Source organism: Halalkalibaculum sp. DA384 (genome assembly GCF_043951955.1).
Taxonomy (GTDB): Bacteria; Bacteroidota; Rhodothermia; order Balneolales; family Balneolaceae; genus JAMQKA01.
Window position 1 is genome coordinate 144,751 of record NZ_JBINJE010000002.1, and the last position, 21,159, is coordinate 165,909.

20 protein-coding genes are annotated in these 21,159 nt (G+C 50.8%); 10 read left to right on the top strand and 10 right to left on the bottom strand.

Features of this window, described 5'->3' with window-relative positions; translation table 11 throughout:
* Window positions 1-123: 123 nt before the first annotated feature.
* On the bottom strand, window positions 124-2,007 hold the full coding sequence (locus ACG2E4_RS01960; RefSeq protein WP_395259239.1) for an AMP-dependent synthetase/ligase: 1,884 nt from the start codon (window positions 2,005-2,007) through the stop codon (window positions 124-126).
* Between the two features lie 206 nt (window positions 2,008-2,213).
* Here ACG2E4_RS01960 and ACG2E4_RS01965 point away from each other — a divergent pair, with 206 nt between their 5' ends.
* Window positions 2,214-2,717 (top strand): Fur family transcriptional regulator, encoded by a 504-nt coding sequence (locus tag ACG2E4_RS01965; protein ID WP_395259240.1) that lies wholly within the window; start codon window positions 2,214-2,216, stop codon window positions 2,715-2,717.
* A gap of 191 nt (window positions 2,718-2,908) precedes the next feature.
* Here ACG2E4_RS01965 and ACG2E4_RS01970 read toward each other — a convergent pair whose 3' ends face one another.
* Together ACG2E4_RS01970 and ACG2E4_RS01975 are read right to left on the bottom strand one after the other, a co-directional pair.
* A complete protein-coding gene (locus ACG2E4_RS01970; protein ID WP_395259241.1) occupies window positions 2,909-4,432 on the bottom strand; it encodes a glycoside hydrolase family 28 protein in 1,524 nt (507 codons plus the stop codon).
* Between the two features lie 502 nt (window positions 4,433-4,934).
* Window positions 4,935-5,408, bottom strand: a complete 474-nt coding sequence (locus tag ACG2E4_RS01975; protein WP_395259242.1) for an aminoacyl-tRNA deacylase — start codon at window positions 5,406-5,408, stop codon at window positions 4,935-4,937.
* Window positions 5,409-5,587: 179 nt separating this feature from the next.
* Here ACG2E4_RS01975 and ACG2E4_RS01980 point away from each other — a divergent pair, with 179 nt between their 5' ends.
* Window positions 5,588-6,613, top strand: a complete 1,026-nt coding sequence (locus ACG2E4_RS01980) for a Kelch repeat-containing protein (RefSeq protein WP_395275560.1) — start codon at window positions 5,588-5,590, stop codon at window positions 6,611-6,613.
* Window positions 6,614-6,633: 20 nt separating this feature from the next.
* On the opposite strand, the gene ACG2E4_RS01985 is transcribed toward ACG2E4_RS01980, so the two are convergent.
* Genes ACG2E4_RS01985 through ACG2E4_RS01995 form a run of 3 tightly spaced genes read right to left on the bottom strand, consistent with a single transcriptional unit; the run spans window position 6,634 to window position 10,247 of the window.
* Window positions 6,634-7,878, bottom strand: coding sequence for an ABC transporter permease (locus ACG2E4_RS01985; RefSeq protein WP_395275561.1), 1,245 nt, complete (start codon window positions 7,876-7,878; stop codon window positions 6,634-6,636).
* 22 nt (window positions 7,879-7,900) lie between these two features.
* On the bottom strand, window positions 7,901-9,139 hold the full coding sequence (locus ACG2E4_RS01990) for an ABC transporter permease (protein ID WP_395275562.1): 1,239 nt from the start codon (window positions 9,137-9,139) through the stop codon (window positions 7,901-7,903).
* Between the two features lie 13 nt (window positions 9,140-9,152).
* Entirely contained in the window at window positions 9,153-10,247 is a 1,095-nt protein-coding gene (locus ACG2E4_RS01995; protein WP_395259246.1) for an efflux RND transporter periplasmic adaptor subunit, read from the bottom strand.
* Window positions 10,248-10,538: 291 nt separating this feature from the next.
* On the opposite strand from ACG2E4_RS01995, the gene ACG2E4_RS02000 reads away from it, so the two are divergent.
* The 5 genes from ACG2E4_RS02000 (at window position 10,539) to ACG2E4_RS02020 (ending at window position 13,768) form a co-directional block, all read left to right on the top strand.
* Window positions 10,539-11,222, top strand: coding sequence for an MliC family protein (locus ACG2E4_RS02000; RefSeq protein ID WP_395275563.1), 684 nt, complete (start codon window positions 10,539-10,541; stop codon window positions 11,220-11,222).
* 191 nt (window positions 11,223-11,413) lie between these two features.
* Window positions 11,414-12,151, top strand: a complete 738-nt coding sequence (locus ACG2E4_RS02005) for an NYN domain-containing protein (protein WP_395259248.1) — start codon at window positions 11,414-11,416, stop codon at window positions 12,149-12,151.
* Window positions 12,152-12,287: 136 nt separating this feature from the next.
* On the top strand, window positions 12,288-12,500 hold the full coding sequence (locus ACG2E4_RS02010) for a hypothetical protein (protein WP_395259249.1): 213 nt from the start codon (window positions 12,288-12,290) through the stop codon (window positions 12,498-12,500).
* Between the two features lie 4 nt (window positions 12,501-12,504).
* A complete protein-coding gene (locus ACG2E4_RS02015; RefSeq protein WP_395259250.1) occupies window positions 12,505-12,942 on the top strand; it encodes a hypothetical protein in 438 nt (145 codons plus the stop codon).
* A 52-nt stretch (window positions 12,943-12,994) separates the two neighbouring features.
* Window positions 12,995-13,768: a hypothetical protein gene (locus ACG2E4_RS02020; RefSeq protein WP_395259251.1), complete on the top strand. Its 774-nt coding sequence runs from the start codon at window positions 12,995-12,997 to the stop codon at window positions 13,766-13,768.
* 25 nt (window positions 13,769-13,793) lie between these two features.
* Here ACG2E4_RS02020 and dnaJ read toward each other — a convergent pair whose 3' ends face one another.
* From dnaJ to ACG2E4_RS02040, 4 genes are read right to left on the bottom strand one after another with little or no spacing between them, the layout of a single operon-like run.
* On the bottom strand, window positions 13,794-14,963 hold the full coding sequence (gene dnaJ / locus ACG2E4_RS02025) for a molecular chaperone DnaJ (protein ID WP_395259252.1): 1,170 nt from the start codon (window positions 14,961-14,963) through the stop codon (window positions 13,794-13,796).
* A 19-nt stretch (window positions 14,964-14,982) separates the two neighbouring features.
* A complete protein-coding gene (locus tag ACG2E4_RS02030; protein ID WP_395259253.1) occupies window positions 14,983-15,633 on the bottom strand; it encodes a nucleotide exchange factor GrpE in 651 nt (216 codons plus the stop codon).
* Between the two features lie 52 nt (window positions 15,634-15,685).
* On the bottom strand, window positions 15,686-15,841 hold the full coding sequence (locus ACG2E4_RS02035; protein ID WP_395259254.1) for a hypothetical protein: 156 nt from the start codon (window positions 15,839-15,841) through the stop codon (window positions 15,686-15,688).
* A complete protein-coding gene (locus ACG2E4_RS02040) occupies window positions 15,831-16,223 on the bottom strand; it encodes a VOC family protein (RefSeq protein WP_395259255.1) in 393 nt (130 codons plus the stop codon). The genes ACG2E4_RS02035 and ACG2E4_RS02040 overlap by 11 nt, the downstream gene beginning before the upstream one ends.
* Window positions 16,224-16,579: 356 nt before the next feature.
* On the opposite strand from ACG2E4_RS02040, the gene rsmI reads away from it, so the two are divergent.
* From rsmI to ACG2E4_RS02055, 3 genes are all read left to right on the top strand, one after another.
* Entirely contained in the window at window positions 16,580-17,263 is a 684-nt protein-coding gene (rsmI, locus tag ACG2E4_RS02045) for a 16S rRNA (cytidine(1402)-2'-O)-methyltransferase (RefSeq protein WP_395275564.1), read from the top strand.
* Window positions 17,253-18,851 (top strand): apolipoprotein N-acyltransferase, encoded by a 1,599-nt coding sequence (gene lnt / locus ACG2E4_RS02050; protein ID WP_395259257.1) that lies wholly within the window; start codon window positions 17,253-17,255, stop codon window positions 18,849-18,851. Before rsmI ends, lnt begins: the two co-directional genes overlap by 11 nt.
* A gap of 234 nt (window positions 18,852-19,085) precedes the next feature.
* Entirely contained in the window at window positions 19,086-21,047 is a 1,962-nt protein-coding gene (locus ACG2E4_RS02055; RefSeq protein ID WP_395259397.1) for a fructose-1,6-bisphosphatase, read from the top strand.
* Window positions 21,048-21,159 lie beyond the last annotated feature (112 nt).

The following is a 21,159-nucleotide window of genomic DNA, read 5'->3' on the forward strand; positions in this document are numbered from 1 at the left end:
TTGGCTCGTGTTATTTCTGCTGCATTCGTGATTCAACAGGTGTGCTAATTTGGATAGAATATCAGAATTAATTGAGCTGAAAAAACACACCTGTATCTCACAACGAATGATCCAGTGACTTTACTAGACAGCGGCACTATCGAAAATATCATCAATCAGGTGGCCGTACTTATCTTCAATAACCCGGCGCTTCACTTTGAGTGTTGGAGTCAGCTCGCCGCTTTCTACTGAAAACTCATTTGCGACCAGCCTAAAATCGCGGATCTTTTCGTGGGATGCCAACTGTTTTGAATAGTTTCGGATCTCTTTCTTGTAGATCGACTGAATCTCATCCTTTTGGATCAGATCCTCCATCGAATCGTACTTGAGCCCACGTTCTTCCGCATGTTTTTCCAGGGTTTCAAAATCAGGTACTATCAACGCGGCCATGAAGGGTTGGCGTTCCCCCACAACCACCAGCTGATCAACCCACTTGCTGGTTTTGAACATATCTTCAATCGGTCCGGGGTAGATATTCTTGCCTCCTGCGTTTACGATCATATGCTTGATGCGATCGGTGATCTGCAGGTTGCCCTCCACAAATCGTCCCACATCGCCGGTATGCAGCCACCCTTCCTCGTCGATCATCTCGCGCGTGGCCTCTTCATTTTTCCAGTACCCCTTCATCACGTTGGGACCCTTGCACAAAATTTCTCCCGGCTCGCTGGTCAGCTTGGTGGGATAGTCCTCACCACTGATCTCGGCAATTATTTTGTTATCCTCCAGCCGCTGTATAGCCACTGTTATGCCGTTTAAAATCTGTCCCACCGTGCCCATACGCTCATTGCCATACGAATTGGCTGCCATAATCGGTGAGGTTTCCGTGAGTCCATATCCCTCCAGGATGTTGAGCCCCGCCGCCATAAAGAAATGACCGATCTCTGCCGGCAGTGCGGCTCCCCCGGATACAAAAAAGCGGATATTGCCCCCCGTACGCTCCTTGAGCTTGTCAAATACCAGCTTGTCGGCCACCGTTTTTTGCATGGCCACCAGTCCCCGCTCACCATCGGCGTATCGTTGGCCTACATCAAATGCCCAGTCAAATATCTTTTTCTTTACAGCGCTGCCCTCCTCCACGCTTTTGGCAACCAGGTTATAGATCTTTTCAAACAGCCGGGGCACGCTCATCACAATTGTGGGATGCACTTCAGTCAAGTTCCTGGCAACGGTATCCACACTTTCGGCGTAATAAATCTCCCCGCCTCCCGCAAGCAGCGCATAATACCCGGCTGTGCGCTCAAATGAATGGCAGAGCGGCAGGAATGAGAGGGCGCGGTCGTTCTCATCAATATGAATATGCTGATGCGCCGCTTTCACATTGCTCACGATGTTTCGATGGGTCAGCATCGCCCCTTTCGGCTTGCCCGTAGTTCCGGAGGTATAGATCAGCGTTGCCAGGTCTTCCGGCTCAATACGCTTGCTCCGGTCATGGATCTCTTCCTCATGTTTCGGATACAGCTTGAAGCCTTCGCTCATCACATCTTCGTAAAGCACCACGTAGGGTTCTTCCAGCTGGCGCTGAACACGAGGGGCATCAAAAGCGATTACCTGGCGTACATGCTCACAGTCTTCAAAAATTTCAATCGCCTTTTTTAGCTGAATTCCCGTGGAGACGAAAAAAAGCTCCGCTTCCGAATTTTGCAGGATATACTTGCACTGGTCCGGTGGCAGCGAAGTATACAGGGAAACATTGACGCCCCCCACCAGCTGAATTGCCAGGTCCACCACCGCCCACTCATACCGGTTTTCACTGAGAATCGCCACGCGGTCTCCCGCTTCGATACCGTGCTCCGTGAGATACGCCGCCAGGGCGTGGACATCCTCCGCGACCGTCTCCCAGGTTATCGCTTCGTAACGGTCGTTCGTGGAAGGCTTTCGACCAAACGCCGTTTTTCGCTTTCCTTCATATTTTTTGGATAGATTTATAAAGAGTTCCGTCAGTGTCTCAAAGGCAACAACTGTAGGCATAAATAACCTGAATGTTAGATTAAATTCCCCTGGTCAATTACAAGATTCATGAATATAACATTCTGCAGTGATAATGGTAGAATTATTGAAACGATTGGACTGTAACGTTTGGGACTGGGCTGACCACCATCCTGCCCTGCTAATCAAAATCTTTTCAAATGCCCGGCGTTATTCATTATATTGAAACAAAAATTGATCAATTTTTTATGGCACATCCAGCAAAAGAAGAGACAATTGACCTCGTAAAAGAGATCTTCAGCTCATATCTGAAGGAACACAATCAGCGGCAAACCCCCGAGCGGTTTATGGTACTGGAGGAGATCTACCGCGCCGACGGCCATTTTGATGCCGATGATATTTTCTTCAACATGAAAGATTCAGGCAGCCGCGTTTCACGTGCCACCGTCTACAATACACTTGACCTTCTCGTGGAGTGCGGACTTGTTCAGCGCCAGCAATTTGGGAAAAACCAGTATTTTTACGAACGCGCCTACGCCTACCAGCAGCACGATCATATTATCTGTAAAGAGTGTGGTACCGTTATGGAGTTTTGCGACCCGCGCATCCAGGAAATCAAGAGTATGATGGAGAAGATCCACAATTTTAACATTGAAGGGCATTCACTTCACTTTTTTGGGGCTTGCGAAGATCCGGAGACCTGCGAACGAAAACAGGATATCGAAGCCAAGAAAGGAAGTACCGTTAACTAGGTCCTTCCCCTCTCCTAATATTATTATTACCCGGTTACAGAACCATTTGTTCATTTTTTTCAATCTTTTGTCAATCAGGATTGTAAATACGGCACAACATCGGGCAGCAACCACTCACCGAGGGAACAAAACCTTGTGAAGCCCGGCAGATTCCCAGGGTAAAAAATCGTGACCGTATTCTGCAGGTAATATTACCAGACTTGTTGCTGAGGCTCCCTTTTTATAATGTTGGGTGAAACGTCCTCGCCGAATTCAATTTGACTGGCGGGAAAGTTCGGCATAAAAATACTCCCGGTATAGGAGCCCTGGAGCAGTATCGGAGCGGTATTATCCATCATGCTGTCGCTGAGAGCCACATTTTCGAAATACATCTCATACACGTCATTCACAATCATTGCCCGCTCTTCTGACTGAATATCAACATTATGAAGAGTCAGGTTCTTGACTCGTTCAATTCTTGCGCCCTCACCCGCATTACTTACCTGAATATTTTGCAGGGTGATATTCTCAAGCCACTTTTCCGGCAGGCCAATCAGTGATATCGCCGTTGGCACGCTGTCAATTTGCACATCCCGTATCTCGATATTGCGAATCAGCGGGGCGGGACCAGTGGCCTCGGGACCGGTATAAAACGTGTTGAAATTGATGGCCTGGTTTTCGATATCCCGCATCCGGATGTTGCGGATAAAAATATCCTCAATGACGTTGCCCCGGCCGCGCTCGGTTTTGAACCGGATTCCGCGGTCGGCTCCCTCAAAGTACGCATTGTGAACATATACATTGTTGATACCACCCGAAGTTTCGCTGCCAAAGACAATACCCCCGCTGCCGGTGCGGACATCGCGAGCCTCAAAATTACGCACCACCACATTTTTTGTCGGTATATCGATCTGCAACCCCTCTTCGTTAAACCCTGATTTAAGGACAACCGCATCATCGCCGGTTTCAAAATGGTTGTATTCGACGAGAATATCCCTCGAGGAATCCAGCACCACCCCGTCTCCATTGGGGGCATCCAGGCTGTTGACGGTAATATTCCGTATAATCGCCCGCTTGCTGTAGACCAGATGTACATTCCACATCGGGCTGTCATTGAGGGTGATCCCTTCCACCAGGATATCTTCCGATTTCCAGAATACCATAAAGTTGGGACGCATACCCTCATTTCCTGCTCCCTTTCCAAAATCACGGCGCGACAACGGCACTTTCGTGGCGATACCCCGAGGGGGAGCCCCGTGCTCTTCAAACCAGCTCCACCAGTGAGCTCCCTGTGCATCCAGCGTGCCCCGGCCGATGACTGCAACATTTTTTACATTCCGGGCATAAATCAGCGGAGAGTAGTTATACGCTTCAACTCCTTCATAGCGCTGCGGGACCACCGGCAGGTAATCCTCTTTATCCGTACTGAAATACACGGTAGCCCCATCGGCAATATAAAGATTGATATTGCTCATCAAGTGAATGGGTCCCGTCAACCATCCTCCTTTGGGGATAACAATCGTTCCCCCGCCGATGTCGTGCGCCGCCTCAATAGCCCGATGAATCGCCCCGGTATTTTTAAAGGAAGAATCCTTCTCCAACGGCACAGCTCCGTAATCCTGAATATTGAACGTAGTGTCTGGGAATCCCGGTCGCTGCAGCTCCGCCATCGGGAACGGGGCGTCGAGCGGCTCAATATCTTTGGTAATTACCCGCTGCTGGGCAAAAAGATCCATACCCGGAGCAGATACTGCGCAAATAATTATTGTGGCACACAATACGTTCCCGTAAAACTTGAATAAAGAATGCTGCATTCTGATTTACCCCTTTTGTCTGAGTTATTTTGCTCTGATAAATTCCGTCTATGAAAATATACTATCGCAACAAATGAGCCAGGACCACCTGTAAAGGCTACCCAAATGTTAGAAATTATTTTTGAGAAGACAAGAACTGCTTTGTCTTGAAACCTTATCCAGACTCTTGCTTGGTTCTGTACCTTATAATATTGCGCAAGGGATGCGTCCCGCGTATTTGCCGTTCCATGTCATACAACACAGTTGGAACGGAAGTCCCTCCCGCGCGAGAATATTTTTTCGTTTCACCGCCCTGAGACGAGGCAAGCCCGCCAAATTTAAATAATCCAGGTAAATTGATAACAGCACGGCCCGAAAACAGCGTAAGCGCCAGTGAGGGATGATCCGTACTCACACGCACCGGAAACAGAAATACCGGTCGCTGTCAAGCCTGTTTTTTGACTGAAACGTGAATTATTTCAGGAGCTACCAGCTCTTTGTAGTCATCAAAGGAAATCCGGATAAGTTCCCTGTGTGTGCCGGCGTTAAACGCAATTTCCTCATCTTCGGTCAGGGATTCAGCTACTATGGTTTCCATATCGTAGAGATTGCCAAAAGGGGGCATGGCACCCAGTTCGCAATCCGGGAATAACCCGTTGAATTCCTGTTCAGAAGCCAGCTCCACCTCATCCGCCTGCAGCTCTTGCTTGACCAGCTCAAAGTCCACCTGGTGGGTGGAAGGTAGCACCAGCATTTTGAGATCCCCATCCACCTTCAGCATTACGGTTTTGGCCATCTCTTTACCCGGTATATGGGCCGAGGCCGCGACCTCCTGGGCCGTAAACGCCTTCGAGTGCTTTATTACGACATACTTTTTATCGTTCTCATCCAGATATTTTGTTAATCTGCTTAATGGCATCACAACCTCCCGTCTTTGTTGATCAGAATATGTAACATACCTAACACACAAGTTAGGGAATACGTTTTATCGATCTCTCGGGAAACAAAAACCGGGGATAAAATTATGGTCTTGCGCTTGCATAACTGTCCAAAACCCGTCAATTTTCCGGCTCACAACTTTGAAAAAACAGTCCACGCATGAAGACTCCAGCATTCAACCTGATTTCCCCAATTTCGACAGCCATCTTGCTTTTTATGCTCTTTGGCTCGGTATCAATGACTAACGCACAAACGCAAGCCGGGTGGCACACGCTCTCTTCCGACACAGAACCTCACCACCGGCACGAAAATGCCTACGCAGCGGTCGACAACAAGCTCTACCTGCTGGGGGGACGGGGAGAACGCCCCGTGGATATCTATGACCCCGGCACCGACAGCTGGTCAACCGGCGCCACTCCTCCACTGCCGATGCACCACTTCCAGGCGGTCAGTTACGAGGGCAAGATCTACGTCATGGGCGCACTGACGGGCGGCTACCCGGATGAAGACCCCGTACCCAACGTCTATATTTATGATCCTGAAGCGGACCAGTGGACCAGGGGGCCCGCTATTCCCAAAGATCGACGGCGGGGGGCTGCGGGAGCGATCGCCCATAATGGGAAAATCTATCTTGTAGGCGGCATCCAGAACGGCCACATTGACGGGCATGTGCGCTGGTTCGATTCGTTTGATCCGGAAACCGGAGAGTGGACCAGGCTGGCTGATGCTCCCCGCTATCGCGATCATTTCCAGGTTTCCATTATTGATGGAAAGCTCTACGCCGCCGGCGGGCGACGAACCTCCCAGGCCACCGGTGAGACGTTCCAGCTCACCATCCCGGAAGTGGATGTTTATGATTTTGCGACCGGCACCTGGTCTCCGCTCCCCCCTTCCGGTGACCTTCCGACCGAACGGGCCGGTACTACTGCCATCTCGGTGGGAGCCAATCTCATTGTTATTGGCGGTGAAAGCGGAGCACAACAGCAGGCCCACGCAGAAGTAGAAGCCTATAATACCGAGACCCGCGAGTGGACCGCTCTTCCCTCACTGAATACCGGTCGGCACGGGACCCAGGCGGTGGTTTACGACGGTAACATTTATATTGCTGCGGGGTCCAAAGTGCGCGGTGCCGATGAAGTCAACACCCAGGAAGTGCTCACCATCCCGGATTCGCTCCAAAAATAGCACCTTGAGAAGCCGTCAAATCACTCGTACCGCAATGACTCAACGGGGTCAAGCGAAGCGGCTTTTCGGGCGGGGAAAAAGCCCGCGGCAACACCGACTGCCACCAGTACAGCAGCACAAAGCAGTGCTATGGCGGTTGAGAGCTCAGGCTGCGTGAGAAACTGCATAGCCCCGTCATCGGCGGGAATGCTGCGTACAGCCGCAATAACAGCTGTCGAAAAAGCCAGGCCGATGCCACCCCCTGCCAGCGAAATTGCAAGTGCTTCAAACATAAATTGAATCTGGACATGAAGCCGGCGGGCCCCCACCGCCAGTTTAATACCGATTTCACGGGTTCGTTCTTTTACAACTACATACATGATGTTGGCGATACCCACCCCCGCAATGCAGAGCGTGAATAAACCGACTACGCCCAGAAAAATCTGTATGCCCAGCATCACCATCCGGATATTCGCCGCTGTTTCTATGGTATCCCAAATGGATATGGCATTGGGGTCGGCCGGGTCAAACTTGTAGCGATTGGCCAGCAGGCGGGTAACCTCCTGCTTTACCTGCTCTACCTCCTGGGTTGAACGCGGGCGTATCAGCATGTGGTTGATATTTTGGCTGCCGTAAACAGCTTTGAAGGTGGAAGCCGGTATAATGGCGCGGTCGGCATCGGGCCCGTTGTTCATGCTGTTCTGTATTTTCGGGATCATAACGCCGATCACCGTAAACGGCATACCGTCCAGTTTTACCTGCTTGCCCACAGGCGATTCATCCCCGAAGAGCTGGGCGGCAATGTCATTTCCGAGGAACACCACCCGCCGCCGGTATTTTTCATCCAGGTCGTTTAAAAATCGTCCTTTCTCCGCCGGATACATCGACCGCAATTCTACAAATGAGGGATACACCCCCTCCATATACGTGGTGCGCTTCATCAGGTCGGTCTGCAGGCTCGTGCCCCATTTGCCGTACGAAGGACTTATTTTTTCGATCGCCGGTATTGCCCGCTCCAGCATCTCCACATCTTCCAGCTTGTATCGTATGGACCGCCCCTTGGGCAGCCCCTCGTACTCCTTGCTGGTGGTGCCGCCATAGACCATCAGAATATTGTCATACGCGTTGGTAAAACCGGCCGACATTACGTTTTTGACCCCCTCCCCGAACGCCAGCAGCAACACCACCGCAATTGTTCCCCACGCAATGGAGAACATCGTCAAAAATGACCGGAGTTTCTGTATGCGCAAGTCATTAATAAATTCCTGGAATAATACTTTCCACATATCGTTATCCTTTTTATCAGGTTCAGGCGATCTGCCGCAGACATTCGGCTGGTTCCAGTTTTGCAGCTTTTCGCGCGGGGAAATATCCTGCCAGCAGGGCGATCACCGAAAGGAGAACAACGGTAACCGCAACCACCGCAAAAGAGATTTCCGGCTGACCCACCTCCTGCTCTATCGGGAGCAGGCCTGCCAGTTCGACCATCCCGACCGAAATAAGGAATCCCAGCAGGGCGCCGATCATGACGATAGCGAAACTCTCCAGGAAAAACTGGCCCAGTATAGTCCTTTGCGTGGCCCCGATAGCCCGCTTAATGCCGATCTCCCCGGTTTTTTCCTTGACTACCACAAACATGATATTAGCCACGCCGATCCCCCCGACGGTCAGGGTAAAAGCCCCGATGATTCCCATAAACAGGTTAAATCCGATAAAGAAATAGTTCAAAAATTTATCCATCTCATTAGTATCCCAGATAAATACGGCATCCTGGTCGGTGGGGTCGAAGGTGTGAATAGTGCTGAGAGTATTATATACGCTGGCGGTCACAAACTCAGAAGCCTCCGGGTCGTCGTACCGGAAGATCAGGTTGTTCAGGTACACATCCCCAAAGAGCGACTGGTAGGTCGTATTTGGTATGAAGATGCAGTCTTCATCGCGACTGCCATAGGATGAGTTCTGCACTTTGGGCTTCATGACGCCCACAATGGTAAAGGGAGACTGGGCAATATATATTGTCTCCCCGATAGCGGGTGCATCTCCCATCAGCAACGTCTTCAGCTTGTCGCCGATTACGGCCACCCTGCGTCGCAGCTCCACATCCCGCCGGTTAATATAGCGTCCTCCGTCGTCCGGAATAATGTTACGCATCTCCCCGTACTTCTCATTTGCCCCGATAATATTGGGAAGCGTTCGATTGTTTTTATAGCGAACCGGTGTGCCATAGCGCCTGAACTCCGGGCTGATACTGGTAATATGGGGGATTTGGGCTTCCAGGATTTCGGCATCACGCGGGGTGAACCGAATTCTTCGCCCGTCGGGGTACCCCTTGTATGGCTTGGTCGTCTGGTTGGGAAAAAGTATTACGATGCCCTGCCCCATACCGTGCATGTTTTTTCGATTCTGTTTTTCCAGTCCCATCCCGAACGCAAGCAGCACCACCACGGAAACGGTACCCCACGTAATTCCGAGTATAGTCAGCGTTGACCGTAACTTCTGGGCTTTCAGGTCCACCCAAAACTGCTGTAAAAAGGCCCATATCGACATCGTTGATCTCCGGTTACTCAATCTCTTTCGCTTCTTTTTCAATCACTTTTTCGCCCTCGGCAAGCCCCTCTTTCACTTCCACGTTGATCGCATCGCTGAGTCCCATCTCGATGACCCGATCTTCCCGGGAACCGTCGGCCAGCAGCACGTTTACATGTGCGGTATCTCCCCGAAAGGTGATCAGCCGTTCCGGGATCGTGAGTACGTTATCTCGCTCCTCCACCATAATTTCGGCATTCGCGGAATATCCGGCCCGGAGCACATTTCCCCCCAGGTCGGTGAGCATTATTTCAATAGGAAAAACGATAGTGTTGTCCTCATCACGGGATTTAAGCGAAATCTTTGAAAGAACTCCCCGTACCTCGGCATCCGGCAGCGCCCCGATTTTGATATCTGCCTGCATGCCCTCCTGCAGCTTTCCTACATCTATTTCATCCACCGTTCCCCGGAACAAAAGGTCGTCCATATCCGCCATGGTCATCAATACGGTCCCTTCCTGGTATGAGGTAAGCGGCACCACAGGATCACCGATTTCAATGGCTTTCTCCAGTATGTAGCCGGAAATCGGGGCTGTAACGACAGACTTAATCTCCTGTCCATAGGTCGTAATGCTTCCCTTTTCAATCAGGTCCAGCCGTTCCCGGGCGGCCTGCAGGTTTACCCGGGCCTGCTGGTACGACTGGTCTGTTTCCTCATACAGCCGATCCGCAATCAATCCTTTCTCCTTTAATTTGGAGATCCGCTCAAATTCGGTTTCCGCGTTGTTGAACGACAACTGCATGCGTTCCAGCTCCCGGCGGGCGTCCACCAGCTCCTGCGGGGTCGGCGTCGGTTTGATCTCCATCAGCGGTTCGCCGGCTTCAATGTATTCTCCCGCCTCGGCATACAGCTTCTCCACCACTCCCGATATTTTGGATTTTACGTCCACCTCTACTCGTGGTTCTATGGCTCCCACTGCAATGGCGATATCCTGCAGCTTGCTGCGGTTTACCTCCACCGTTTTTACTTCTTCCTGGTCGGTGTTATCGTTTTGTACCATCGCAAAGACAGCCATTCCCACTGCGCCGATGACTATGATCCCTATTGTAATTTTAAGCCATTTTTTCATATCAGATATCTTTTGGTCGATTATAAAGTTGGGGTTTTGATATGAGCTTCCCTTTCAAATTAAACATACCTGCTCTACGGCTTTGGGATACGCAAGGTTGCAGGCAGCCAGTTATTTTATTTTCTCTGGCCACAGGAAGGAATACATTTTAGCTTTTCCGGGCACAAGCTTATTTTCCAGCTTTGCCGTTATTCCAAAAAAATGTGAGAATGTCGTGGATAGGAATCTCCCTCTGGGGTCATGAAGATGCCAATCCCTAATCCTGGCAACATGTTAATCCAAAACCATTTTATGCGATCTCGACTTTTGCTATCCCTCCTGCTCCTGTTTTCTCTCTCATTTACGGGCTGCACCGGCAGTACTGAAAAAGATCAGCCGCCCGGCGAAGTTACGCCGTCAGCTCCGCAGCCCACCGGCAAAACCCTGGTTTATGACTGCCTCGTGGAGTGGGACCTGGTGGTGAAAGTGGATACCAGGGATGCCTGGCTGATACTCCCGGACACCACGGTGCATCTCCCCCGGCGCAGGTCGGCTTCGGGAGCACGGTTTATGTCTGAAGGCGGGGATTATATGTACTGGTCGAAAGGCGATGATGCGATCATCGAGATCGACGACAAAAGCTACGGCTACTGCGACCTGGACCCGGAGGAAGCGGTCTGGCAGGATGCCAAATTCCGGGGAGCTGCGTTTCGGGCTTCCGGGTTTGAGCCGGGGTGGCACCTTGAACTATTTCCAGACACCACTACCTTTGTCCTTGACTATGGCGAATATTCATTCTCCGCACCCACCACGGAACCCGATTACAACCCGGATAGCACGGAGACGGTATACCAGATGAATGTGGCGGATCACCATATCTCGATCAGGATAACGGCTCAAGAGTGTATCGCCCCTTCGGGCAAGGAGTTTCCTTCTACCACCCTGTTAACGGTTGATGACAAAACCTACCGCGGCTGTGGACGGTCATTTGAGTGACTGGGGACTTTCCCGGACGTTGAGCTGCCACGATTTTTTGAAGAAGTCCCGGGAGTCTGCATGCCTCTCATTTTTTAACGACCTTGAATGTAAAAGCAACAGAAACAGCTATATCGCCTCATGTAATTCAGTCGGTTGCTTTTCCTTATATTGCAGTAATCAATCATTACAAAACATCAGGATATCGGGATATGGAATCTGAAACCACAGATAAACTGGCGGTACTCATCGATGCTGACAATGCCCAGCCCTCGATCGTTGAGGGATTGCTTGCAGAAGTGGCCAAATTTGGAACGGCCAACGTAAAACGGATCTACGGCGACTGGACCTCCCCGCGACTCAGCAGCTGGAAAGAGGTGCTGCTTCAGCACTCAATACAGCCGATCCAGCAGTTTGGCTATACGAAGGGGAAAAATGCCACCGACAGTGCCATGATCATCGATGCGATGGACCTGCTCTACTCAGACAAGTTTGACGGGTTCTGCCTGGTTTCCAGTGACAGTGATTTCACCAAGCTGGCGGCCCGGCTTCGTGAATCCGGCCTGGTGGTATATGGATTCGGCGAACAAAAAACGCCCGAACCTTTTGTAGCGGCCTGCGACAAATTTGTGTATACCGAGGTACTGCGCGACGAAGAGGACGACAAGCCCCAGATGAAGCGCCGCTCCACCAACGAGCTGAAGCAGGATACCAAGCTGGTTAACCTGCTCCGCAATGCCGTAGAGGCCTCGTCCGACGAAACAAACTGGGCGCACCTGGGGCCGGTGGGCAGCTATATTGCCAAGCAGTCACCCGATTTCGATCCCCGGAATTACGGGTATCAAAAACTGGGTGAACTGGTACAGGCCACCAGGCTTTTTGAGATGGAGGAGCGTCCCGTGGGCGAAGGGCAGTCGAAAGCGATCTATATTAAAGACAGGCGAAAATGAATGATTTAGTGAATGAGTGAATGAGTGACTGGAAATTGAATAATAATAGGCCGCAACCAATAAATATAAATTTGAATGTATACCTTGTTCGTTATGTCTTGTGCAACGTCCATGTGTTAAAACCGGGGAGAATAGCATGAAATATTCAATGATTTTTTTGACGACCTTTTTTATGCTTGTTGCTGTCTCTTTTCCGGTGTTGCCCGGCAGACTGGTTATCGCCCACAACATGCGGTATCCCAGTCCAGACCCCGATTATATTGAAGCAATTACACAAAATCCCGTGCTCGAAACCATGTTCTTGCTGATGCATGGCGCCGGCATGGGAGTCACCATGAAAAAGCGATAAAATCATGAGACAATACCCTGTTAAAAAAATTGTAATCAGCCTCGGACTGGGCTTGCTGGCCCTGTGGGCGATGCAGTATATCAACAGCAGTGACTTTTCATTTAACCCCTCTTCGCAAACCACTCAAACGGACTCCACCGTTTCCCAAAAACAAGAGGTGGAGTCACAGGCCAAAGAGTTCCGCAACGAGGATGACTGGATGGGCGCATACCTGGCCGTTCAGGACAAAGTTCGGGAACAACTCAAGGACACCGGACCGGTAGAATTTCCCTGGAATTCGGCTGTCAGCATCCGTCGAACCGGCAAAAAACAGACCTACCGGGTAGAAAGTTATGCCGAATACCAAACCCGGTCTGGTGATACCGTCAAAGCGCATTTCACTGCATCAGTCCATCAAACCGAGGATGACGTGTGGAAGGTTTCTGATTTGGTGATTGAGTGACTTGATACTTGAAAGAATGAGTGATTGAGAAATGTTATGATTGGCCCAGCCTATGCATAAAGATCCCAAAATATCGGACCCCGCTCCCCCCGGGACATATGCTGAGGATATCATTCTCCCGTGTGAAGATTCAGGACGGCAGATTGAACTGGCGATTTTCAACGATCACCGTTATTCCTTTTTTTACTGGCTGAAGTGGACCAGGAAGCTCCAAAACGGCTGGAATACCCCGCCACCCACGCTCGTGACCATTGACTGGCACCGCGACCTCGCTCCTCCTTCGGAAGCTGAAAAACGGATGTTAAACGACCTTCACCAACAGAATCTGCAAACAGTCGTGGAGTTTACCACCAACGGGCTTGATCCCCACAACGACGGGCAAATTCTTTCGGCGGCATGGCTGAACCTGGTGGGGGACATCATACTGCTTAAAAATTACGGGATGGAACAGCAGGATGTCTGGCCTGATCAGCTGGATAATGCCCATCAGATCCTGGAATTCAGGGATCCCAGCAGATTTCAGTCAGAGATTGTGAGCCGGGACAACGAGCGGTTTTTCCTCGACATCGACCTCGACTACTTCATCAAAAACAAAGTCGCTCCCTATCAGCGTGAAAAGGTCGAGCTCTACGGGGATGAGGAGATCAAAAGCCTGATCGATCCCAACAGCCGCTTATTCATCTTTCTGCAGGAACGCCTGGAAGGGATCACGCTGGCAACAGAGCCCCGGTATTGCGGGGGAATCAGAAACAGCAATCACATCCTGGATATAATCCTGAACCAGCTATTTACCCCGGAAATGAGGTGGAATCACGAACCAGGTTAATCATCTGATTGCCCGGTAATACAGGCTAGGTAAATACATCTTTTATTTTTGAGAAAAAGCCTTTGCCGTCATCCTCCTTGTTGGTGGCGGCAAAATGATCTTGTCCCCTGAGCGCTTCCACATGCTCGCGCTCCTCCTTGGTAAGACTGCCCGGGATATAAACATTGACCCGGATAAACTGGTCTCCGGTCTGCGAACTGTTCAGCTTCTGAATTCCCTTGTCCTTCATCCGCAACAACTTGCCGGGTTGCGTACCGGGCTCAATCTTGATTTTTGCCCTGCCTTTCAGGGTTGGCACTTCCACCTCGGTGCCCAGGATGGCGTCGGGGACGCTCAAGACCAGGTCATAGTAAATATCGTTGCCGTCGCGCTCGAAATCCTCGTGCTCTTCCTCCTCAATTAATACAATCAGGTCGCCTGCTTCACCTCCGCGGATACCGGCGTTCCCCTGGCCGCGCATCGTGATGTAGTTACCCTCCGAAACTCCGGCGGGAATGCGAATCTTGACGGTCTCTTTTCCCTTGTAGCGACCTTCGCCGTGGCATTTGGAGCATTTGTTCTTGACTATTCGTCCCTCCCCGTTACAGTCGGGGCATCGCTGCACGTTAACCATCTGTCCGAGCATCGTGCGGTGTACCTGCCGCACTTCCCCCATGCCGTCGCAGGTGCTGCAGGTTTCAAAGTCGTGCTCGGTCTCAGCGCCGGTTCCGTTGCACTCATCACACTTGACCTGCTTTTTTACCTTCAATTTTTTTTCGGTACCAAAGGCGATATCCTCCAGGCTGAGCTTAACACGGAGCTTCATGTCGGAGCCCGGCTGGCCCGACGAACGGCGCCCCCGCGAGCGACCACGACCGCCGCCGCTGAACTCTCCGCCGAAGAAATCAGATCCGAAAATTTCGCTGAACCGGCTGAAGATATCATCAAATCCAACATCCTGGTACTGGCCACGGCCGCCAAATCCTGCGCCACCGTTTACGCCCTGGTGGCCGAATTTGTCGTATTTGGCACGCTGCTGCTCGTCGCGGAGCACCTCGTACGCTTCAGAGGCCTCCTTAAATTTTTCTTCTGCTTTGGGATCATCCGTGTTTCGGTCCGGATGATATTTCATGGCCAGCTTTCGATAGGCTTTTTTTATTTCGTCCTGGCTGGCATCTTTTGTCACTCCAAGAATTTCGTAATAATCGCGGGGCATACTAAGTTATGTCCTTCCGTTATTCGCTTACAATTACTTTTGCATGTCGGATGGTGCGGTCGCCCATGCGGTACCCGTTTTCAACAACCTTCAAAACCATATCACTGTCGATGCTGTCATCTTCCGGTTTTTGGCGCATCATCGCATCGTGCAGATCTACATCGAACGGGACCATCTCTTCATCAATTCGCTCCACATCGTATTTATGTAATACCTCTTCGAACTTACTGGCAACCAGCTCCACTCCATCCATAAAGTTCTCATTTACTTCCGATTCTTCAAACGCTTTCAGGGTCCGGTGCAAGTCGTCATTGATCGGCAGGAAATCTTCAAGGGCCTTGGCGCGGGCTGTCTCGAAAAGCTGGGTTCGCTCGCGTTTGAACCGTTTTCGTACATTTTCCAGTTCAGCGGCTTTCCGGAGATGATTTTCTTTGGCTGTTTCCATCTCCTTCTGGAGCTCTTCGATAAGCAGGTCCTGTTCTTCCAGCTTCTCGATCAGCTCTTCCCTTTGCCAATCGGCGTATTTACTTTCTTCTTTGTCGGCAGACTGTTTGCCTTCTGCAGTATCCAGCTCTTCCGGCTCATCCTGGGTTTCCTGGTCCTTTTTCACCTTTTCATTCGTGTCGCTCATATCCTTGTCATTTTTAAAAAATTCAATAAATCGCTTCATGCACTGCTATCTTTTTATGCAAATAACATGCCACCCGGTTTTGAACCCCGTTTTACTGCCAAAGTTTCGCAGTATCGTACTTGCCGGCAAACATCAACCTGTTGTGGGGATACCGGATGTTTCCCGGGCTCGGGGCCAGAAAAGTGAACCGCCGGGAGCCTGTCTCCAGGCTACCCAGTCCGGCTGTTTGCCTGGCTTCAGTCTTCATCCTCTTCGTAAAAAACTTCAATCATGTTGCCATCAGGATCAGAGATAAAGACAAATCGTCCCCTTTTCCGGTTCGCGGGTCCGCTCAAAATACTGACTTCCTGTTCTTTGAAATATTCTGCCATTTCATCCACCTCTTCTGGGGAATCGACATAAAATCCAAAATGGTCCACGCGGTAATCACGGGAATTGGGATCATAGCTGGTTTCAGCTTCCACCAGTACAAGGGTATCTTCTTCACCCACCTGGTAGACCGCCATGCTTTTACCCATTTTTCGAACCAGCTCAAAGCCAAGAATCTCACCGTAGAATTCTTCAGCTCTCTCAATGTCATTCACCCTGATTGTTATGTGATTCAGTCCTGAAGGATTAAATTTTGCCATATTCTTCTATTTGTGATCGAAATTAATATGTTGAATGTATTGTAAACCCCTCATCGAACTCCGGGGCTGCCTGTAATTACTGAAATCTTTGCAAAACCGTTGTCTTGTCCAATCTCTGTATTTTCGCGGATTCGAAATCCTCATTTATGAGATATAAACTGCGGATTCGAATTCGCTTATGCTTTGACCCTGAACCAAACCCTGGTTTTGCAAAGCTCTCTTACTTCCAAAGGAAATGGATACATTGTTCGTATCAAAATCATTTGTCCGTCATTCACTCTTTCTTCATTAGCCCTGATAATAACGTTTTTAGCTCTTATCTTCATCCAGATCTTGAACCTCAACTGTGAGCCACCGTGTCTACACTTTATATCGTTGCAACCCCGATCGGAAATCTGGATGATTTTTCTCCCCGTGCGGCCGAGGTACTGAATTCGGTTTCCTATATCGCCTGTGAAGATACCCGGAACTCGGGGGTACTATTGAATCGCTACGGCATAGATACACCCACTTTTTCATTCCATCAGCACAATGAGCATCAAAAAGTGGAGCATCTTATTCAGCTTTTGGATGCCAACCAACCCGTAGCGCTGATATCCGATGCAGGAATGCCCGGCATTTCCGATCCCGGTTTTTTGGCAGTACGCGCCGCTCACCAGCAGGGCCATACCGTCTCCGTCATTCCTGGTCCCGATGCCGCCACTACGGCCCTGGTGGCCAGCGGCCTGCCCTGCGACCGCTACGTGTATGAGGGGTTCCTTCCCCACAAAAAGGGGCGCCAAAAACAGTTGAAGCAGCTGGTGGACGAAGATCGCACCATTGTATTTTATGAAAGCCCCTACCGGGTAGTTAAGCTGCTGGAAGAACTGGTTGAGTATTTTGACGAGAACCAGTGGGCAGCCGTCTGCCGCGAACTGACCAAAAAGTTTGAGGAAGTGGTCAGGGGGCGTCTGAAAGATCTGCTGGGGGAATTTGGCAGTCGTTCAGAACTGAAGGGAGAATTTGTTATTGTCCTGGCACCAAAGGGATATGATGAGTAGTCTGACCAAAATCACCACCAATATATGGTCCAGTAAATGGGGATTAAGTATCCTGGCCGGATTGCTGCTGGGACTCAGTTTTCCTCCCCTGCCCTTTCCGTTCCTGGTCTTTCCGGCCTGGATCCTGCTGTTCCGGCTGGCAGAGCTATGTGAAAGCAACCGCGGAGCCGCCTTCTGGAGCTACATCTCGTTCGTAATATGGAACCTGATCACTACCTACTGGCTGATGATGGCGACCCTGGCCGGTGGAATAGCGGCCATACTGGCCAATTCGGCGGTCATGACGATCCCCTTCGTAATCCAGCGGCAGTTCCAGGCAAAGCTTGCATCGCCCTGGCTGACTGCTCCCCTGCACGCCGCCGCCTGGATCAGCTACGAGTTCCTGCATCACAACTGGGACCTGGCGTGGCCCTGGCTGACCCTCGGCAACGCCTGGTCCAACGTTCCGGGACTGGTCCAGTACATTTCGCTGACCGGCTACTGGAGTATCTCCTTCTGGATACTGGTTACGGCAAGCCTGGCGTGGCAGGCGATCAGGACGAATGACAACCGGCTCACTATCGGGGCGGCGACCGCCGCTTTCCTGTTCCCCGCCCTTTCATTAATACAGTACCATTCAGCCAATTTTTCTTCTGATCAAAAAATTGAAGCGGTAGTAGTGCAGCCCAACTTTGACACCTACCAAACCTATGGGGGCTATGAGAACATTTTTCAAACCCAGCAAGTGTTGCTGGAACTTTCGGATTCACTCCGGACCGACTCCACAGATCTCCTCCTCTGGCCGGAAAATGCAGTGCGCACCTCATTGACATCCCGGGAAGTGGAGGGGTCAACCGCTCTTGAAATCAAGAACCAGCTTCGCAATACTGCCCAACAGTGGAACAGCACCCTGATAACCGGGTCCACCTACTTCGACTACTTTCCGCCGGACAGCATCCCCCCGCTGGCGCGAACGTCGGGCGACTCCCATTACCTTTATTATAATGCGGCATTGGCGTTTTACCCCGATCAGCCATACGAGGTGTACCGGAAATACAACCTGGTCCCCATCGTAGAACGCGTTCCCTTTGTCCACTCGCTCCATCAGCTTGACATTTTTGGGATGGTGAACTGGGCTGATGTTCAGGGCTATGGGAAAGGGACCACCGCCCAGCAGTTCCAGGTCAATGGCACCGCAACACCGGCACTGGTCTGCTACGATTCGGTCTTCCCCAACTGGGTTCGCCAATATGTAGAGCAGGGTTCCGGCTTTATCAGCATTATCACCAACGACGGGTGGTGGGGCAATACCAGCGGGCACCATCAACACTTTGCCTTTGCCCGGCTGCGGGCGATCGAGTTCCGGCGGTGGGTGGTCCGCAGTGCCAACAACGGGATCTCCGGTATCATCAATCCCCACGGAAATATCGAGATTAAGACCGACTACTGGGAAAAAACCGCCTTTCGCTACGCTGTTCCCATTCTCGTAAAACAAACAATTTACGCCCGCTGGGGCGACTGGTTCCCGGTTAGCATGATCGCCTTTTCGTTCCTCGGGCTCGGGTTCATCGTTATTGCAGAAACCAGAAGAAAGGTCCCTTCAACATAATGTTGGTCCGGTTTAGGGATCGGGCACGGCAGCAGCTGCGGGAGTCTGAATTAATGGTCTGTCCCCCTGTCTTAGCGGGAGATCCGTTTTATCGATTGAATTCATCTCAATGTCGGGGTACATTCAACAGTGCAGCCGTACGCTCAATCATCAGATTTGACAGTACAAAGACAACGGGATTTCACGCGGCCGCGCTGCGCATCAATTTATAAAAACAGCCACCGGGAGTATTTCATGCAGGCATCCGAAAGTCAAATGCGCTACCTCAAATTGCTTTCCAGGCAATATCCTTCTATCGAGGCGGCATCAACTGAGATTATAAATCTCAGTGCAATCCTGGAACTACCAAAAGGGACCGAGCACTTCATTTCTGACATCCACGGAGAGTACGAATCATTTTTACATGTACTTCGCAACGGGTCGGGGTCGATTAAACGAAGGATCGACGAAATATTCGAATATTCGCTAAATGAACAGGAGAAACAAAACCTGGCCACCCTCATCTACTATCCCGAGGAAAAGATGGCCATTATTTTAAAAAAGATCTCAAATCCGAAGCAGTGGTATCGGAAGACCCTGTTTCAGCTTATAAAGCTTTGCCGGGTGTACTCCTCGAAATATACGCGTAACAAAGTTCGCAAGGCCCTGCCGAAAGATTTCAGCTACATTATTGAGGAGCTGCTGCACGAACAGGAGAGCATTAAAAACCGGGAACAGTATTACACCAGTATCATTGAATCGATCATTGAGACCGACCGGGCAGGTGCCTTTATCGTCGCCCTGGCCCGCCTGATTCAGCAGCTCACCATAGCCCGGCTGCATGTCATCGGGGATGTCTACGATCGCGGTCCCGGGGCGCATATCATCATGGATAAATTGATGGAACATCACGCCGTCGATTTTCAATGGGGCAACCACGACATCGTGTGGATGGGCGCGGCGGCCGGTAGCGAAGCCTGTATTGCGAATGTAATTCGTGTCTCCCTCCGATATTCCAATATGGAAACCCTGGAAAATGGCTATGGCATCAGCATGCTCCCGCTGATTTCACTTGCCGTGGATGTGTATGGTGACGACCCATGCGAGCAGTTCCGTCCCAAAGATGCTGATGAGGAGTTCACGGAAAACGAGCAGCTGCTGATGGCCCAGATGCAGAAGGCGATTACCATGATACAGCTCAAACTGGAGGGACAGATTATACAGCGGCGGCCTCAATACCAGATGCAGGATCGGCTGCTGCTCGACAAGATCGATTTCCAGCAGGGCACTGTCCGGGTCGGTGATCAATCCTACCCGCTGCTTGATACCCATTTTCCCACAGTTGATCCTGAAAATCCATATGCACTTTCGGCCCAGGAGAAGTCGGTAATGGATAAAATCCGCCTCTCGTTCCAGAACAGCGAGCGATTGCAGGAGCATGTACGGTTCCTGTTCTCCAAAGGCAGCATGTATCTTGCGTATAACGGCAACCTCCTGTATCACGGCTGTATCCCGATGACACAAAACGGCCGCCTGCGCCACTTTACGTTTGACGGGGTGGCGCACAGCCCCAGCAGCTTTATGGATCGACTGGACCGGCTGGCCCGCCAGGGATACTTTGCCAAAGACAATCCTGAAAAAAAACAGTACGGCATGGACACGATGTGGTACCTGTGGAGCGGATCCCAGTCTCCGCTTTTCGGGAAAGACAAGATGGCTACATTTGAACGCTATTTTATTGAAGATCCCTCTACCCACAAAGAGCAGATGAATCCCTACTACGACTACAGGGGCGACGAAGAGGTAGCCGTAAAGATCCTGGAAGAGTTTGGCGCAGATACGGAAAACGGCCATATCATAAACGGTCACGTTCCGGTAAAAGTCACCCGGGGTGAAAGCCCGGTAAAGGGAGGCGGAAAACTGCTGGTTATCGACGGGGGATTTGCCAAGGCCTACCAGGAAAAGACGGGCATCGCCGGCTATACCCTCATCTTTAATTCGTACGGTTTGATACTGGCCGCCCACGAGCCGTTTGAGTCGCGCCAGAAAGCCATTGAAGAAGAGATCGACATCCACTCCAATACAAGAATACTGGAACAAAATACGGAACGTATCCGTGTACGCGATACCGACAACGGTCGCGAGATCCAGCGAAAGATTGAGGATCTTAAGCAACTGCTGGAAGCATATCGGTCTGGGTTAATCAAGGAATCATAGGGGGTAAAACTTGCCGATTTCTGGGGACTCAGCATCCAATATCTTTATCTTCATGCGTTTATCTTTTGTGAACTGCCGGAATAAAGGCATCTCAATAACGATCATATAACAA

Excerpts from the sequence above, each read along its gene's own strand:
- ACG2E4_RS01960 (WP_395259239.1), bottom strand. The coding sequence starts at position 2,007 with ATGCCTACAGTTGTTGCCTTTGAGACACTGACGGAACTCTTTATAAAT.
- ACG2E4_RS01965 (WP_395259240.1), top strand. The coding sequence starts at position 2,214 with ATGGCACATCCAGCAAAAGAAGAGACAATTGACCTCGTAAAAGAGATC.
- ACG2E4_RS01970 (WP_395259241.1), bottom strand. The coding sequence starts at position 4,432 with ATGGATCTTTTTGCCCAGCAGCGGGTAATTACCAAAGATATTGAGCCG.
- ACG2E4_RS01975 (WP_395259242.1), bottom strand. The coding sequence starts at position 5,408 with ATGCCATTAAGCAGATTAACAAAATATCTGGATGAGAACGATAAAAAG.
- ACG2E4_RS01980 (WP_395275560.1), top strand. The coding sequence starts at position 5,588 with ATGAAGACTCCAGCATTCAACCTGATTTCCCCAATTTCGACAGCCATC.
- ACG2E4_RS01985 (WP_395275561.1), bottom strand. The coding sequence starts at position 7,878 with ATGTGGAAAGTATTATTCCAGGAATTTATTAATGACTTGCGCATACAG.
- ACG2E4_RS01990 (WP_395275562.1), bottom strand. The coding sequence starts at position 9,139 with ATGTCGATATGGGCCTTTTTACAGCAGTTTTGGGTGGACCTGAAAGCC.
- ACG2E4_RS01995 (WP_395259246.1), bottom strand. The coding sequence starts at position 10,247 with ATGAAAAAATGGCTTAAAATTACAATAGGGATCATAGTCATCGGCGCA.
- ACG2E4_RS02000 (WP_395275563.1), top strand. The coding sequence starts at position 10,539 with ATGCGATCTCGACTTTTGCTATCCCTCCTGCTCCTGTTTTCTCTCTCA.
- ACG2E4_RS02005 (WP_395259248.1), top strand. The coding sequence starts at position 11,414 with ATGGAATCTGAAACCACAGATAAACTGGCGGTACTCATCGATGCTGAC.
- ACG2E4_RS02010 (WP_395259249.1), top strand. The coding sequence starts at position 12,288 with ATGAAATATTCAATGATTTTTTTGACGACCTTTTTTATGCTTGTTGCT.
- ACG2E4_RS02015 (WP_395259250.1), top strand. The coding sequence starts at position 12,505 with ATGAGACAATACCCTGTTAAAAAAATTGTAATCAGCCTCGGACTGGGC.
- ACG2E4_RS02020 (WP_395259251.1), top strand. The coding sequence starts at position 12,995 with ATGCATAAAGATCCCAAAATATCGGACCCCGCTCCCCCCGGGACATAT.
- dnaJ (WP_395259252.1), bottom strand. The coding sequence starts at position 14,963 with ATGCCCCGCGATTATTACGAAATTCTTGGAGTGACAAAAGATGCCAGC.
- ACG2E4_RS02030 (WP_395259253.1), bottom strand. The coding sequence starts at position 15,633 with ATGAAGCGATTTATTGAATTTTTTAAAAATGACAAGGATATGAGCGAC.
- ACG2E4_RS02035 (WP_395259254.1), bottom strand. The coding sequence starts at position 15,841 with ATGAAGACTGAAGCCAGGCAAACAGCCGGACTGGGTAGCCTGGAGACA.
- ACG2E4_RS02040 (WP_395259255.1), bottom strand. The coding sequence starts at position 16,223 with ATGGCAAAATTTAATCCTTCAGGACTGAATCACATAACAATCAGGGTG.
- lnt (WP_395259257.1), top strand. The coding sequence starts at position 17,253 with ATGATGAGTAGTCTGACCAAAATCACCACCAATATATGGTCCAGTAAA.
- ACG2E4_RS02055 (WP_395259397.1), top strand. The coding sequence starts at position 19,086 with ATGCAGGCATCCGAAAGTCAAATGCGCTACCTCAAATTGCTTTCCAGG.